At 53.1% G+C, this 12,813-nt stretch carries 15 protein-coding genes; 6 read left to right on the forward strand and 9 right to left on the reverse strand.

The window, feature by feature from the left end; genetic code table 11:
- Nucleotides 1–74: 74 nt before the first annotated feature.
- Together AWR26_RS05005 and AWR26_RS05010 are read right to left on the reverse strand one after the other, a co-directional pair.
- On the reverse strand, nucleotides 75–476 hold the full coding sequence (locus AWR26_RS05005) for a VOC family protein (RefSeq protein ID WP_017460052.1): 402 nt from the start codon (nucleotides 474–476) through the stop codon (nucleotides 75–77).
- Between the two features lie 13 nt (nucleotides 477–489).
- Complete coding sequence (locus tag AWR26_RS05010) at nucleotides 490–1,233, reverse strand: SDR family NAD(P)-dependent oxidoreductase (protein WP_017460051.1); 744 nt, start codon at nucleotides 1,231–1,233, stop codon at nucleotides 490–492.
- A gap of 137 nt (nucleotides 1,234–1,370) precedes the next feature.
- On the opposite strand from AWR26_RS05010, the gene AWR26_RS05015 reads away from it, so the two are divergent.
- Nucleotides 1,371–2,258, forward strand: a complete 888-nt coding sequence (locus AWR26_RS05015) for an AraC family transcriptional regulator (protein WP_064564035.1) — start codon at nucleotides 1,371–1,373, stop codon at nucleotides 2,256–2,258.
- A gap of 236 nt (nucleotides 2,259–2,494) precedes the next feature.
- Here the strand turns inward: AWR26_RS05015 and AWR26_RS05020 are convergent, their stop codons facing one another.
- The gene (locus AWR26_RS05020; protein ID WP_064564037.1) at nucleotides 2,495–3,403 is read right to left on the reverse strand and encodes a LysR family transcriptional regulator; all 909 of its coding nucleotides are present in this window, start codon (nucleotides 3,401–3,403) and stop codon (nucleotides 2,495–2,497) included.
- Nucleotides 3,404–3,548: 145 nt separating this feature from the next.
- Between AWR26_RS05020 and AWR26_RS05025 the strand changes: the two genes are divergently transcribed.
- Both AWR26_RS05025 and AWR26_RS05030 read left to right on the forward strand, forming a co-directional pair.
- Nucleotides 3,549–4,415, forward strand: a complete 867-nt coding sequence (locus AWR26_RS05025) for an NmrA family NAD(P)-binding protein (protein WP_064564039.1) — start codon at nucleotides 3,549–3,551, stop codon at nucleotides 4,413–4,415.
- Nucleotides 4,416–5,122: 707 nt separating this feature from the next.
- Nucleotides 5,123–6,028 carry an NADP-dependent oxidoreductase gene (locus AWR26_RS05030; RefSeq protein ID WP_064568959.1) on the forward strand — a complete coding sequence of 302 codons (906 nt, stop codon included), beginning with the start codon at nucleotides 5,123–5,125 and terminating at the stop codon, nucleotides 6,026–6,028.
- 37 nt (nucleotides 6,029–6,065) lie between these two features.
- On the opposite strand, the gene gstA is transcribed toward AWR26_RS05030, so the two are convergent.
- A complete protein-coding gene (gene gstA / locus AWR26_RS05035) occupies nucleotides 6,066–6,671 on the reverse strand; it encodes a glutathione transferase GstA (RefSeq protein WP_064564041.1) in 606 nt (201 codons plus the stop codon).
- 131 nt (nucleotides 6,672–6,802) lie between these two features.
- On the opposite strand from gstA, the gene AWR26_RS05040 reads away from it, so the two are divergent.
- Nucleotides 6,803–7,678: a LysR family transcriptional regulator gene (locus AWR26_RS05040; protein WP_082934073.1), complete on the forward strand. Its 876-nt coding sequence runs from the start codon at nucleotides 6,803–6,805 to the stop codon at nucleotides 7,676–7,678.
- 61 nt (nucleotides 7,679–7,739) lie between these two features.
- Here the strand turns inward: AWR26_RS05040 and pdxR are convergent, their stop codons facing one another.
- Nucleotides 7,740–9,161, reverse strand: coding sequence for a MocR-like pyridoxine biosynthesis transcription factor PdxR (gene pdxR / locus AWR26_RS05045; protein ID WP_064564043.1), 1,422 nt, complete (start codon nucleotides 9,159–9,161; stop codon nucleotides 7,740–7,742).
- A gap of 89 nt (nucleotides 9,162–9,250) precedes the next feature.
- On the opposite strand from pdxR, the gene AWR26_RS05050 reads away from it, so the two are divergent.
- Together AWR26_RS05050 and AWR26_RS05055 are read left to right on the forward strand one after the other, a co-directional pair.
- Nucleotides 9,251–9,685 (forward strand): GNAT family N-acetyltransferase, encoded by a 435-nt coding sequence (locus tag AWR26_RS05050; protein WP_064564045.1) that lies wholly within the window; start codon nucleotides 9,251–9,253, stop codon nucleotides 9,683–9,685.
- 27 nt (nucleotides 9,686–9,712) lie between these two features.
- Nucleotides 9,713–10,147 (forward strand): carboxymuconolactone decarboxylase family protein, encoded by a 435-nt coding sequence (locus AWR26_RS05055; RefSeq protein WP_064564047.1) that lies wholly within the window; start codon nucleotides 9,713–9,715, stop codon nucleotides 10,145–10,147.
- A 46-nt stretch (nucleotides 10,148–10,193) separates the two neighbouring features.
- On the opposite strand, the gene AWR26_RS05060 is transcribed toward AWR26_RS05055, so the two are convergent.
- The 4 genes from AWR26_RS05060 to AWR26_RS05075 form a co-directional block, all read right to left on the reverse strand.
- Nucleotides 10,194–10,661, reverse strand: a complete 468-nt coding sequence (locus tag AWR26_RS05060; RefSeq protein WP_064564049.1) for an NUDIX hydrolase — start codon at nucleotides 10,659–10,661, stop codon at nucleotides 10,194–10,196.
- 168 nt (nucleotides 10,662–10,829) lie between these two features.
- Complete coding sequence (locus tag AWR26_RS05065; RefSeq protein WP_244256229.1) at nucleotides 10,830–11,318, reverse strand: PaaI family thioesterase; 489 nt, start codon at nucleotides 11,316–11,318, stop codon at nucleotides 10,830–10,832.
- Between the two features lie 120 nt (nucleotides 11,319–11,438).
- A complete protein-coding gene (locus tag AWR26_RS05070; protein WP_064564051.1) occupies nucleotides 11,439–11,867 on the reverse strand; it encodes a RidA family protein in 429 nt (142 codons plus the stop codon).
- Between the two features lie 137 nt (nucleotides 11,868–12,004).
- A complete protein-coding gene (locus AWR26_RS05075) occupies nucleotides 12,005–12,565 on the reverse strand; it encodes a cupin domain-containing protein (protein WP_206062523.1) in 561 nt (186 codons plus the stop codon).
- Between the last annotated feature and the right edge of the window lie 248 nt (nucleotides 12,566–12,813).

The raw sequence follows: 12,813 nt of genomic DNA on the forward strand, positions 1-12,813 counted from the left end.
CCCATCTTTAAAGAGGAATCAGATTGGGCATTGCCAGTATCACACCCCTGTGCTTACCTTGCAGCATGATGTTTTCAGCGTCCGTGCTGCCAGCTTTTATAGACAAACTCCAGACTGTATCCATCCGGGTCTCTGACCTGAGCGGCGTAATAGCGCGGGTCATAATGCAGTTGCGCACCTGGCGAGTGAATCTCCGTGGCACCTGCGGCGATGGCCTCAGCATAAGCCTGGTTAACCATTATTTCGGAATCTGCCACAAACCCGACATGAACGGCCTGAGGAGAAGGCGTACCCGATCTTAGCCAGAAAAACACGCGTCCATTGGCACCAAATCCCTTGAGGTCAGGATGGCCTGATGGACCATTGCTACCGTCATAATCGTGACGGTTGGTGATGCCGAGAAGATGCAGAACACGCTCATAAAAAACGATTGAACGCTCAGTATCACTTACGGTAATAAAGATATGGTCAAGCATAAAAGCTCCGCAATCAGATGTTATAACCGCCCGTGACTTCTATCGTCTGGGCATTAATCCAGCCACAGTCGGCAGACAGTAAACCGGCGATAACACGGGCAACTTCGTCAGGCTCGCCAATTCGGCCAAGGGCTGTTTGTCCGGCCAGCAATGCTTCGAATTCATCACTTAAACCGCCACCAAGCTCAGTACGAATTGGACCGGGTGACACGGCATTGACCCGGATCTTTCTTTCACCAAACTCCTTCGCCATATAGCGTGTCAGTACCTCAAGGCCCCCCTTGAATGTTGCATACGGCGCTACACCGGCGGTTGCCACGCGGGTGGTGGCGCTGGTGAGATTAACAATTGCAGCATTCGGTTCTAGAAGTGGTAGCAGCGTCTGGGTAAGGAAGAAAGGCCCTTTCAAATGGACGTTCATTAGGCTGTCGAACTGCGTTTCAGTGACTGTCTCTATGGGATTATAAAGACCATATCCTGCATTGTTGACCAGCCCGTGAAGTCCTCTGGCTTCCCAGTGTGATTCCATTATGTCTTCGAGGTTTGAACGAAACTGACTAAAACTGCTGGTATCTTCTACGTTTAACTGCAACGCTAGTGCATGCCCTCCGGCGGCCTGAATATGCTCAACCACCTGGCTGGCGGCTTGCGGCTTGCTGTTCCAGGTCAGGATGACGCCAAAGCCACGACGCGCACACTCAATCGCCGTGCTGGCCCCAATGCCGCGGCTTCCGCCGGTAATCAGAACATTTTTCATGAAAGCTCCTGAAAGAAAAGGATGACGTATATAAGGTTACGCCCTGCGTCGGACGGTGACTCCTGTAATCCTCTCTGATATTTGCCTAATCCTGCTTTAATCTTGTTGCCGATCCCATGCCGTGTTATTTAAACAGGATGGAAAAAAAATTAGCTGAACTGCGCCTGCTGGCTTCAAAAGCCGGGAATAAAATCACCGCAACCGCTATACCGCGTGTCGCGATGGTACAGGGGGAAATTCCTGAGCACCGGCTTACTGCTGTCTATGAGCCGATGATTAATCTGATACTCACGGGCTCGAAGAGCATGACGGTGGGAGATAAAACCTGGCAATACAATCCTGCCACTTACTTTGTGATGTCGGTGGATCTGCCCGCCGTTGGCAAAGTCTTTGCCGATGAGCGAACCGGGGCGCCCTATCTTGCGGTGAGTCTGACACCGAAGCCTGAGATTATTGCTGAATTACTGGATGGAATGCCGGGTTCAGGTAAAACGCATCTTTATAACGCCGGATTTTCTGTCGCCCCGGTTACTTCCGAATTGCTTGATGCCTGGCTGAGAATGCTGCGACTGCTCAACAAGCCAGAGGAAATTTCTGCTTTAGCTCCTGCGTATGAACGAGAGATTTTATTCCGGGTTCTTCAGGGGCCGCAGGGCTGGATGTTGCGTGATATTGCCACGCCGGAATCGCATCTTGCCCGCATCTATAAGGTGATTAACTGGCTGAAACAACACTATATGCAAGCCGTGCGGGTAGAAGAGCTGGCCGCCATGGCGGCATTAAGCGTTTCCGCATTTCATCGCCACTTTCAGGCGGTCACCGCGCTCAGCCCTGTCCAGTACCAAAAACGTCTTCGCCTGATGCAGGCTCGTTTGAAGTTAGCCACAACTGGCGACAGCATCACAGCCATAGCACATGCTGTCGGCTACCAAAGCCATACGCAATTCAGTCGGGAATATGGACGCCATTTCGGCCTTTCGCCTTCATCAGATCAGAAAAAAATAATACTGCTCAGAAACATATAGACCTGCCGGTACCCGGGACATTTTATGAAATGAAAAGCACCAGACTTCCATAGCACTCTGTGTGCAAGTCAACTCAATTGGCGGTAACGTCCGCTTCTGGCACAAAGCTGCCGTTCATCTGAGTATGGTTTTAAAAGGCTGGCGAGCGGTGCGCAAGCCAGCCCTCTGTATGGCGCCGGTGCCACATACCATCCTGAAGCTGAATGGAGAGTAGCGCGTCGCGGTCGCTCCTGAGCTTATACATCGCGCTCTAAGACTCTACTTACAAAATCTACAAACGCTCTCACTTTCGCGGGGGGCAGCCGCCGGGATGGATATAACACATAAAGCGGAAATCTTTCTCCTTCCCAGCCAGTAAGCAACTCGACCAGACGCCCCTCGGCCAGCAGATCTTCAATGCCGCTGGCTTTAATTCGTGCTATTCCTGCGCCCGCTACACAGGCTGCGATTAGCGTTCCGGAGTCATTCACCATCAGGCGACTGGATATTTTGGCAGGAATAACGTTTCCATTTAATGCATATTCCCATTCTAATGGCTGCCCGGTCATTGAACTTCTGACCTGAATGCAGGAATGGTGAATTAAATCCGCCGGCGTTTCAGGCTTGCCATGCAGTTGGATATATTCCGGAGACGCCACAGTTTTCGTGGGCACTTCAAGCAACCTGCGGGCGATCAAAGAAGACGCAGGCGGGTTACCAAACCGTACAGCAATATCAAATCCTTCTGAGACCAGATCCCCGAGCTGATCGCGCGCCACAATTTCCACTGAAATACCCGGATAGGATTTCATAAATGCATTGATAGTTGGAGCCAGAGTGTGCCGTGAAAAAAAAGGATCAACATTCACACGCAGGCGCCCGGTAACGGCGGTGGACGCTCCGGAAGTCAGACTGATAGCATCACTGATACCCTCCAGCAGCGGGCTTATCTCTTCATACAGCCTTCTGCCTTCATCAGTCAGCTTCACTGCACGAGTGGTTCTGTCAAAAAGCCTTACACCAATACTGCTTTCCAGCCGGGTTACGGCCCTGCTTACGCCTGAAGCAGACATGTTGAGAGATTCTGCTGCCCGGGCAAAGCTGCCGCTGTGCACAATCGCCGCCAGCACGCTGATATTCGACAATTGCCGCCCGTCAACGCTCATGATCATTTCTCCTGATTGTTAATAGATGACTTTATGTCACTAATGTGGTGAGTGTTTGAGCATTCTGTCAACAACTTATCTTCCTTATACTCGCGCTCACTGACAAACGGTTGATCCATGTTCTTTCAGAAAAGGAAATTAATAAATGTATGTTATCACTGGCATTACCGGCAAAGTTGGCGGCGTTGTTGCACGCACTCTACTGAGCAAAAATCTTCCCGTTCGCGGCGTCATGCGTAACGCCGCCAAAGCCGGGGAATGGCGGGCGCTTGGGTGTGAAGTTGCGATTGCAGAGATGGACGATGCTGGCGCTCTGGCTGAAGCATTTAAAGGTGCGAAAGGAGTGTTTATCCTTCCTCCTTCAGATTTTGACCCGGCGCCGGGGTTCCCGGTTGCATGTCGAATCATCGATGCTCTTGTCCGGGCTATTCGTAGCGCTGAACCCGAGAAGGTCGTCTGCCTTTCTACCATTGGCGCGCAGGCATCACAGATTAACCTGCTAACTCAGCGCACGTTGATGGAAAAGGCGCTGAATGGCCTGGCGTTACCGGTCACGTTTCTTCGTCCAGGATGGTTTATGGAGAACTGTGCCCTGGATGTTGTCTCTGCCAGCGAGAAAGGCGTCATTCAAAGTTTTTTACAACCTCTGGATAAAGCCGTTCCGATGGTCGCCACCGCCGATGTTGGTAAGTTAGCTGCCTCGTTATTGCAGCAGAGCTGGGCTGGAAAACGCGTCGTTGAGTTGGAGGGGCCATGTCGCGTCTCGCCAAATGATATTGCCAGCACTTTCTCGCAAATTTTAGGCCGCCCGGTTGTTGCCGAAGCCGTTGCGCGTCGCGCCTGGGAAACGTTATTCCGTGAGCAGGGACACCAATTTCCTTCGCCTCGTATGCAGATGATCGATGGCTTTAACGAAGGCTGGATTTGCTTCGAAGGGGCTGAAGATGAGCGGGCTATCGGCGACACGCGGCTGGAAGAGGTGCTTCGCAGTTTACTGAAAGCGGGAAATTAATATTTCTCACCTTCCAAAGCAGGCACTCTGAAGCGCATCAAGTCTCAGGGCTTGAGTCTCCCTCATAGTGGTTTGGGTTCTTTTCGCATGCCTGGCGACAGCAGCCAGGCGGAATATCACCCACAAAGTACTCGCCCGTTTTGATAAAACGCAGCGTTTTGTGAGGCCACCGTTTGCGCCGGACTGATATTCCTGACAGAGCGTATTCAGAAAATCTGCTTTACCTGTATTTTGCCCGGATTAAACCCCGTTTCTTTGTGCTGATGGTTCCTTCCAGCGGCGGCCGGCCTGTTTCTCCGGCTGGTCGCTGGACCGCAGGCAGTTGTCAGAACCAGCACACAAACAGGCGGATGTTTGCTCTGAGCGAAGTGCGGACTTATCAACAATAACCCCGATTGACGATAGAAAAGCGCCACACTTGACAGCAAACTTTGGCCTGCATAGGCTTACGCAACGTCGCGAAAAACGATCATTTTTGTTGCTGCAGTGATCGCGCATACGTCGAGTCTGTGTCCTCACAGTTTGACCAGCGTCTTCGAAATCAACGGCTTTACTGCCATGAAATGGCGGGAGCACTTATCGTTACTCTTGCGTAGCGATACGATAAACGGAGCGCATCTATGTCAAACTCAAGTTCTAAACCCGCTTTATCCGTCGGTTCACTTCCGCTTTTTTCCCATCCTTTGCGCTCCGGCGACAGTAACAAGATGAAGGCAATCCGTTATCACGCTTTCGGCGGGCCTGACGAATTGCAAGTCGAGGAAATAACGGTTCCACATCCTGGCCCCGGGGAGATCCGTATTACGGTGCATTGTGCGGGTGTGAATCCCTCAGACTGGAAACGAAGAGAAGGCCAGTATCAAGCATTCGAAGAGATTACGTTTCCGCTCACGGTCGGTGTGGAAGCCAGCGGCATTGTGGATGAGGTTGGCGATGGCGTTTCTGACGTCGCCATTGGCACTGCGGTATTTGGCTTTGGCGATGGCACCGTCGCGAAGAAAGCCATTCTTACCCACTGGGCGCTCAAACCCGCTGCCGTCTCTTTTGAAGTGGCCGCCGGCTTGCCCGTTATTGTTGATACTGCCACCCGGGCACTGGATGAAGTGAACGTCGAAGCAGGGCAGACTCTGCTGGTTAGCGGGGCGGCAGGGGGCGTAGGCACTGCGATAGTCCAGTTGGCACGTCTGCGCGGCATTAACGTTATTGGAACCGCAAGCTCTCCTAAGCATGTTTATCTCGCTTCATTAGGCGCAGTGCCTACGACTTACGCTCCCGGCTTAAAGGCGCGAATAACTCAGTTGGCTCCCATGGGCGTCGATGCCGCTATTGACGTTGCGGGAGGCGGAATTATCGCTGAGTTGATTGCCATCGTGGGCGATCCTGCCCATGTGCTTTCCGTTGCTGATTTTTCAGCAGAGCAATATGGCGCGAAGTTTTCCCATGGCCCGCCGGAACAACCGGAAATTGTCTTCGCAGAAGTTGCCCGTCTCTGTGCACATGGCCTTTTTCAACTTCCTGTTCAGGGCGTATACCCCCTGCAGCAGACGGCAGAAGCACATCGGGTGAGCGCAGAAGGGCACGTCACCGGCAAACTGATCATCAAGGTTCGCTGAGAAGGCAACGCACGCGCCCGTCATAAGCCGCTGGAAGTTATTGTGACGCCTCTGCAAGTAAGGCCGCCTGTACAGCAGGACGCGCATTGATCCTTCTCTTATACGCTAACAGGGCGGGCCAGCGATTCAGTTCGAAGGAGAAGAATTCACACCAGCCCAGCACGGTGAAAAGGTAGGCATCAGCGACGCTGAACGACGAACCGGTCAGATAGGTTTTATCGTTGAGTGCATCCTCGAGGAAATCGAAGCGCCGGAAGAGTTTCTCACGAAAAAACGCTCTGACCTCTTCCGGCAGCGTGGCGTTGAACAGCGGTGCCGAGCCTGCGTGTATTTCACTGGTGATAAAGTTCAGCCACTCCTGCAGACGTACCCGCGCCCAGCTGTCCGCTCGCGGCGCCAGCCCGCTTTCCGGTTTCATGTCGGCGAGGTACTGCACAATGGCCGGGCCTTCGGTGAGGATCTGCCCATTATCCAGTTCCAGTGCAGCGACATAGCCTTTAGGGTTAATGGTCCGGAAATCGCGTCCGTCCGCAGTGAGTTTGCTCCTGTTATCCACTTTGATCAGTTCAAATTCCAGCCCGAGTTCACGTAGCACAATGTGTGGTGAAAGCGAACAGGTGTTCGGGGCGTAATACAATTTCATGCTCTCTCTCCGATAAAGTGAAAAGTTGTTGCCTAACATTCAGGGCGATCCTCAATACACTGTGATTAAAGCGTCTTGCGCTGTAAAATTAATGTTTCATGAATTAGCTATTAGCTGAGCTACTGATACTTATGATGAATCTTTTGCACTGGCGCTTACTGGTCGCAGTGGCAGATGCCAGCAATATCTCGCGTGCCGCTGAGGAAGTAGGAATGACTCAGTCCGGTGCCAGCCAGGCTATCGCCCAGTTAGAATCTTCACTTGGTTTCGCGGTATTTACGCGTGAGCGTCGGCATATCGGTGTCACCGCGCTGGGTGAGCAGGTTGTCGGGCATGCAAGGAGCATGCTGGAGCGGCTTAACGCGATTCGCATGTTGGCGGATGAGAACCGGGGTTTACAGGGTGGGCGCATTCGACTTGCCAGTTTCCCTTCCGTGACATCCACATTGTTGCCTGGACTGCTGCGCGACTTTAAGCGCCTGCACCCGGGCATGGAAGTGGTGGTACTGGAAGGTACGGACGAGGAAGTCGAGGAGTGGCTTGCTGCAGACACCGTGGAGCTGGGCGTGGTAATGAACCCGCTACCGGGACGAGCCGACTTTATCGTTGGGCAGGATGTATGGGTTGCAGTAATGCCAGCCAGTCATCCGCTGGGACGTCATGCCGGTACGAGCGGCATAACGCTGGAAAAACTGGCAGACCAACCCTTTGTTCTCGCCACAGGCGGATGTATCGTCAATGGAAAAAGTCTGATGGAACAGGCAGGTTTGCAGCTTTCTGACATACGCGTGAAAGTGCGCGACTGGAGCAGTGCCTGCCTGCTGGTGCGGGAAGGGATGGGTGTCGCGCTGGTCCCTGAATCTGCCCTGCCGGTTGAATTACGCGGCTTGTGCGTGGTGCCGGTGACACCTACTGTACAGCGTGAATTTGGTCTGGTTTGTTCGCCATGCGGAAAATCGTCTGCTGCGACACAGGCGTTACTGAAAGGGCTGCGCAGAGGGGGATGATCGGCGGCAAGGTTAATGCGTAATGTGATTTATGCACGTGCAGGCGTGCCAGCAGGCGACCTTATGGCGCTAATAATGCTGCCAAACGTTTCACTGCAGCTTGTGCTTCTTCCGCGCGGGTAAAATTGGTAAATCCCATCAATAGCCCGTTCTGCTGCCGGGTACCTGCCTCCCATTCACTGAGCGCCCTGACACCAAGCCCTGCGGCCTGAGCCGCTGTCGCCAGCGTTTTATCGCACTGATGCTCGTTCAGCCAGGCCAGAACCTGGATTCCCCCGGCCTGCGGCTGGATGTGCAGAGAGGAGCCGATAATGCGTTCAAGTGCCTCCACAAGATAACCGCGTCTGACGGCGTACAACTGGCGCATTTTGCGCAAATGGCGGGCAAAATGCCCCTGTTGCATGAAGGCCGCCACCATCGCTTGCGGCAGAATTGATCCAGGTCCTGGCCCGTGGTTAACCGCCTCGTGAAAGGTCCGTTGCAAAGCGGGAGGTACCACCAGATAGGCCAGACGCAAGCCGGGAAACAGGACCTTACTGAAGGTTCCGGTATAAAGCACACGCTGCTCATGATCGAGACTTTTCAGGGCCGGTAGTGGATGCCCGTGGTAACGGAATTCACTGTCGTAGTCATCCTCAATGATCCAGGCATCTTTCTGGTTCGCCCACGCCAGCAACGCCAAACGTCGGGGGAGGGATAATGCGACGCCTGTGGGGCTTTGGTGTGAAGGTGTGACGACCGCAAACCGTGCATTGGGTGCCATCTGTTGCCCGACGGCGACCTGTAGCCCCTCTTCATCCACCGGAACCGGGGTTAGCGTCATGCCCATTTGCTGCAGAGCGTATCTACCAGGAAAATAACCGGGATTTTCATACCAACCGTCGTCGCCTGTCCGTAAAACGGTACGACACAGCAGTTCCAGCGCTCCCTGATAGCCGATGGTAATAAAGACCTGTTCCGGCGTGCAGGCGATACCACGCGAAATGCCCAGATAGGTAGCGATGGCCTCCCGTAGCGGTGTGTATCCGGCAGGATCGGGATAATTCATCATCGTGGCCTCAATCATCCGCAGCGTTTGCCCCGACAGTCGAGACCATATTTTACGCGGGAACGCATCAAGCGCCGGTACACCAGGCTGAAACGGTAAAATATTCCCCGTCTGGCGCACCTGATAAGGTTGCACACCTGAGGTTCTGTGCTGCGGCAGCGGATTTCCGGCCTTCGGCAGCGTCGCCAGTTGGGGCGAGACCCGGGTGCCCGCCGCGCCTTTCGTCACCAGGTAGCCCTCACTAACCAACATCTGATAAGCCATTTCCACCGTTCCCCGCGCGACGTGAAGCTCGCTGGCGAGATTGCGTATTGATGGAACACGCTCCCCCGGGCTCAGCCGGCCGGTAGCGATCGCGTCGCGATAGCGCTGATAAAGCTGCAAATAGAGTGGTGTGTCAGGCTGCCAGCTGGATTTCAGCATCTGTGCTTTCATGTCATTTGTCCTGGTGATTTAGATAATTCTTGTCACTGTAGCATGGGTCATGTCGGCGATATATTGCAGCCATCAGACAGGGGGAACGAATGGCGACATTTGAACTATACAAGGTTGAAAGCGAGCTGGCGCTCCATGCTGCGTACACACTAATGCGGGAGTTGCGACCGCACCTGACCGATGCCGCGAACTTTATCGCGCGCGTCCATCGTCAGGCTCAACAAGGGTATTGCTTGCAAGGTGTCTGGCAGGATCAACAGCTACTGGCCCTGGCGGGCTATCGGATTTCGGAAAATCTGCTGTACGGGCGCTTTCTGTACGTCGATGACCTTGTGACTGCCCCCTGTGCCCGCAGCCACGGACTGGGGGCGAAATTAATCGATGCCCTGCGCGCAGAGGCGCACGAGCAGAATTGTACTCACCTGGTGCTGGATACCGCTTTAAGCAATGCGCTGGGACAACGTTTTTACTATCGACAAGGATTGCTGGCGGCAGGCATGCACTTTCGTCAGACCTTAGCATGACGTTTTTTAATAACCGGAGATAAACTGATGAGCACCCCACAACGTTTACCCTATTTCACCCTTTCCCCGGAAGCCTATAACGGGTTTGCTGCGACCAAAAAGGCGCTGAGTAAAAGCAGCCTCGGGAAAGCGCTGATAGAGTTAGTCTGGCTGCGGATCTCGCAGATTAACGGCTGCGCATTTTGTCTTGAAATGCACGCCAAAGCCCTGCGCGCCGACGGTGAAAGCGCTGCGCGACTGGATAGTCTGGCGGGATGGCGCGTCAGCGAATTATTCAGCGAACGTGAACGTGTGGCTCTTGCGTGGGCGGAGTCGCTGACGCACGTAGATAAAACGCATGCGCCTGATGATGATTATCTTCCTCTGCAGGCACATTTCAGCGAAGCTGAAATTTCCGACCTGACCTTTGCGATTGCGCTGATGAGCGCCTTCAACCGTCTGGCGATCGGCATGCGTCAGTAATCATGACGTCCGGCTCAGGGATGCGCCGGAACGGTGAATATTCAGCCTATTGCTTGCGCCCTGGCGCCTGTTCGCAGGAATCAGGCTGCTCCCCAGAGGCGAGTACGGCCAGTTCCGACACGCCTTCACTCATTATGTAGTTGTCCTGCAGAAGATGTTGAATATTCACCCAGCGGGCTTCACTTACGTCATCGGCTGCAGCGGGTTCGCCACTCACATACCGGCATTGTATTGCAACCATAACGTAGTGCGTGCTCACATCGCCGTTATCATCTTTAGCAATCGCATCCACCACCGTGAGTATCCGCTCCGGGTCTGCCACGATACCCGTTTCTTCATAGAGCTCACGTTGAGCGGCGGCGAATGATGTTTCGCCGATCTCCGTTTTCCCACCGGGAAAGCCCCACATACCGGCGTCCGGCGGGTTATTCCGTTTTACCAGCAGAACGTGTTTTTCACGCACCACCACAGCCAGGACAGCGGCAATGGGCCTGGCCGACGGTATCGGATACATGTGGTTCTCCTTTGAAAGAAATATCGGCGGTGAAGATGCCCCAACCGCGTGAAGATCGCTGGTAATAACCCCTGTATCCACTTTTCGCCAATTTTTCAAAATATAAACACTTGTACGTTAATTATTAACGACACAGCGTCTCATCTTTTATCTGTCATAACGGAGAATTTATCTTCCCCGGGCTTTTTCACCCGTTAGCGTTAATACCGTACTGGTTATAATGGCGACGGCCTTACCATCTTCGCGAGATATTTCACATCGGTAATGACTGATCGTTTTGCCACGATGCTCAGCATGTGCGGTAGCTAACAAACGCGAACGCCAGACAGGACGAAGAAAAGTGGCATTAAGGTCTATCGTTGTAAAACTTTCATTTTTCTGCATTAAGGTCGAGTGCGCGGTTCCTATTGCAGCGTCTGCCAGTTCGCATAATAAGCCGCCATGGACAGTGCCCTGCTGATTTCCATGACGTGCCGAATCGGCATCAAGCATCAGCGTCGCCTTTGCTTCGCCAATATCCACAATGCTGAAACCCAGCAGCCCTGAGATGGCTGTGGGATAATTCATATGTGTTGTCATCGTATCGTCCAGCGTACCCTGCAACTGGTGCTGTAAAAATTCGAGGACGGGTATATAAACGGACTTTTCTTTCATCATCACCTTCATATAAATACTGTCGCGACGGAAATAGAGCGGGGCAGCGCGATTATCTGCCCCCAATCAGAAATGTCTTTGCGATATAAAAGTTGCAGGTGAGACTTTTCCGGCAGGCCTTTCTCACTTTCGCACTGCGACTATCATTTCCAGCTCAACAGGCGCGCCGCGCGGTAATTCAGCAACGCCTACCGAAGTGCGGGCATGCGTGCCCCTTGCTCCAAGCCTCGCGACGAGCCGATCGGATGCTCCATTCATTACCTGGCTTTGCTGGATAAAACCGGGGGCAGAAGCAATATACCCGACGACTTTAATCACCTGGATAATATTAGCCTCGCCGCCTACGGCCTCACTCACTGCTGCAATACAGAGGTCTGCACAAAAAGCTGCGGCCTGTTGAGCAGCGGGAAGATCAATCTCCTGTCCCACTTTTCCTGAATAAAGTAGCGTTTCACCTTTGCGCGGAAGTTGCCCGCTCACATAAGCCAGCCCGTCATGGATGATGACGGGAACATAATTTCCACCCGGCTGATTTGTTATATGTTCAGTCATAATATCACCTGTATTTTACCGTTCCTGCATTCGGGATAACGTATTCACACATGGGTCAGAATACACGCCTGACAACCACCTGCGAGCGGGAATTATTTTTATATTCCAGACTGGGATGTTGCTGATTATGGAAATATTCAGTCAGGTATCACCAGCGCACCACAATCACTGTCGGTAATGAAGGTAGCCAGTAATTCGGCAGGTTCCGTTTTACTGACGTTTTCGGCAAAAAGGTGTAATGCGCCGGGCGGCTCGAACCAGGTTTGCCCTGTTGTATAAGTTTCAGCCGCTCCTCCTTCCATTTGCGAGCGCAACGTGCCTTTCAGGACAAACGCCAAAACCGAACCCGGATGACGATGCCGCGGTGTATAAGCGTCTGGCGGAAAGTCAACCACCGCTACGGTGATGGATTTGCCGGGAATGTCCGGCAAAGACTCACAGGAAACGGGCCTGATGCTCGTTTCAGGGCGCGTGGTATCCATGACACCGGACATACCGGACATCTGTAAACCCGTCAAAGCATGTTGGTCATCATGATGCATGGCTGGCGCTGAAGCGCCCGGATGATATACCCATGCAATATCACCCGCGAAGAGCAATGCCGCACCTGCAGCGGCGATGATGATAAGCCGCCTGAAAGGGCTGAAATGCAAAAGTGTCTTTCTCTGCGAGAAGGATGAATCAGGCTGTGTAAACACGGGAACCTCATGACGAAATGCCGTAACTAGCGTTACAGACGGAAATCACAGAGTGTTGATCGCCTTCAACCGGGCGCCATCAATTTGTCCGGCGGTGTTAAGGCTGCAATATATCGCCATAATGACCCACCCCATAGGGTCAAGAATTAACAGAAATACCAGGACATTTGCCTTTGATGAACGCAGTTAACATCAATACCGCTGCATGACATGCCCCTGCAATAGCGCTTGACAGGGTTTCAGTAATC

The organism is Kosakonia oryzae (assembly GCF_001658025.2).
Classification (GTDB): Bacteria; Pseudomonadota; Gammaproteobacteria; order Enterobacterales; family Enterobacteriaceae; genus Kosakonia; species Kosakonia oryzae.

Coding starts and splice junctions, on each gene's coding strand:
- AWR26_RS05005 (WP_017460052.1), bottom strand. CDS start 476: ATGCTTGACCATATCTTTATTACCGTAAGTGATACTGAGCGTTCAATC.
- AWR26_RS05010 (WP_017460051.1), bottom strand. CDS start 1,233: ATGAAAAATGTTCTGATTACCGGCGGAAGCCGCGGCATTGGGGCCAGC.
- AWR26_RS05015 (WP_064564035.1), top strand. CDS start 1,371: ATGGAAAAAAAATTAGCTGAACTGCGCCTGCTGGCTTCAAAAGCCGGG.
- AWR26_RS05020 (WP_064564037.1), bottom strand. CDS start 3,403: ATGAGCGTTGACGGGCGGCAATTGTCGAATATCAGCGTGCTGGCGGCG.
- AWR26_RS05025 (WP_064564039.1), top strand. CDS start 3,549: ATGTATGTTATCACTGGCATTACCGGCAAAGTTGGCGGCGTTGTTGCA.
- AWR26_RS05030 (WP_064568959.1), top strand. CDS start 5,123: ATGAAGGCAATCCGTTATCACGCTTTCGGCGGGCCTGACGAATTGCAA.
- gstA (WP_064564041.1), bottom strand. CDS start 6,671: ATGAAATTGTATTACGCCCCGAACACCTGTTCGCTTTCACCACACATT.
- AWR26_RS05040 (WP_082934073.1), top strand. CDS start 6,803: ATGATGAATCTTTTGCACTGGCGCTTACTGGTCGCAGTGGCAGATGCC.
- pdxR (WP_064564043.1), bottom strand. CDS start 9,161: ATGAAAGCACAGATGCTGAAATCCAGCTGGCAGCCTGACACACCACTC.
- AWR26_RS05050 (WP_064564045.1), top strand. CDS start 9,251: ATGGCGACATTTGAACTATACAAGGTTGAAAGCGAGCTGGCGCTCCAT.
- AWR26_RS05055 (WP_064564047.1), top strand. CDS start 9,713: ATGAGCACCCCACAACGTTTACCCTATTTCACCCTTTCCCCGGAAGCC.
- AWR26_RS05060 (WP_064564049.1), bottom strand. CDS start 10,661: ATGTATCCGATACCGTCGGCCAGGCCCATTGCCGCTGTCCTGGCTGTG.
- AWR26_RS05065 (WP_244256229.1), bottom strand. CDS start 11,318: ATGATGAAAGAAAAGTCCGTTTATATACCCGTCCTCGAATTTTTACAG.
- AWR26_RS05070 (WP_064564051.1), bottom strand. CDS start 11,867: ATGACTGAACATATAACAAATCAGCCGGGTGGAAATTATGTTCCCGTC.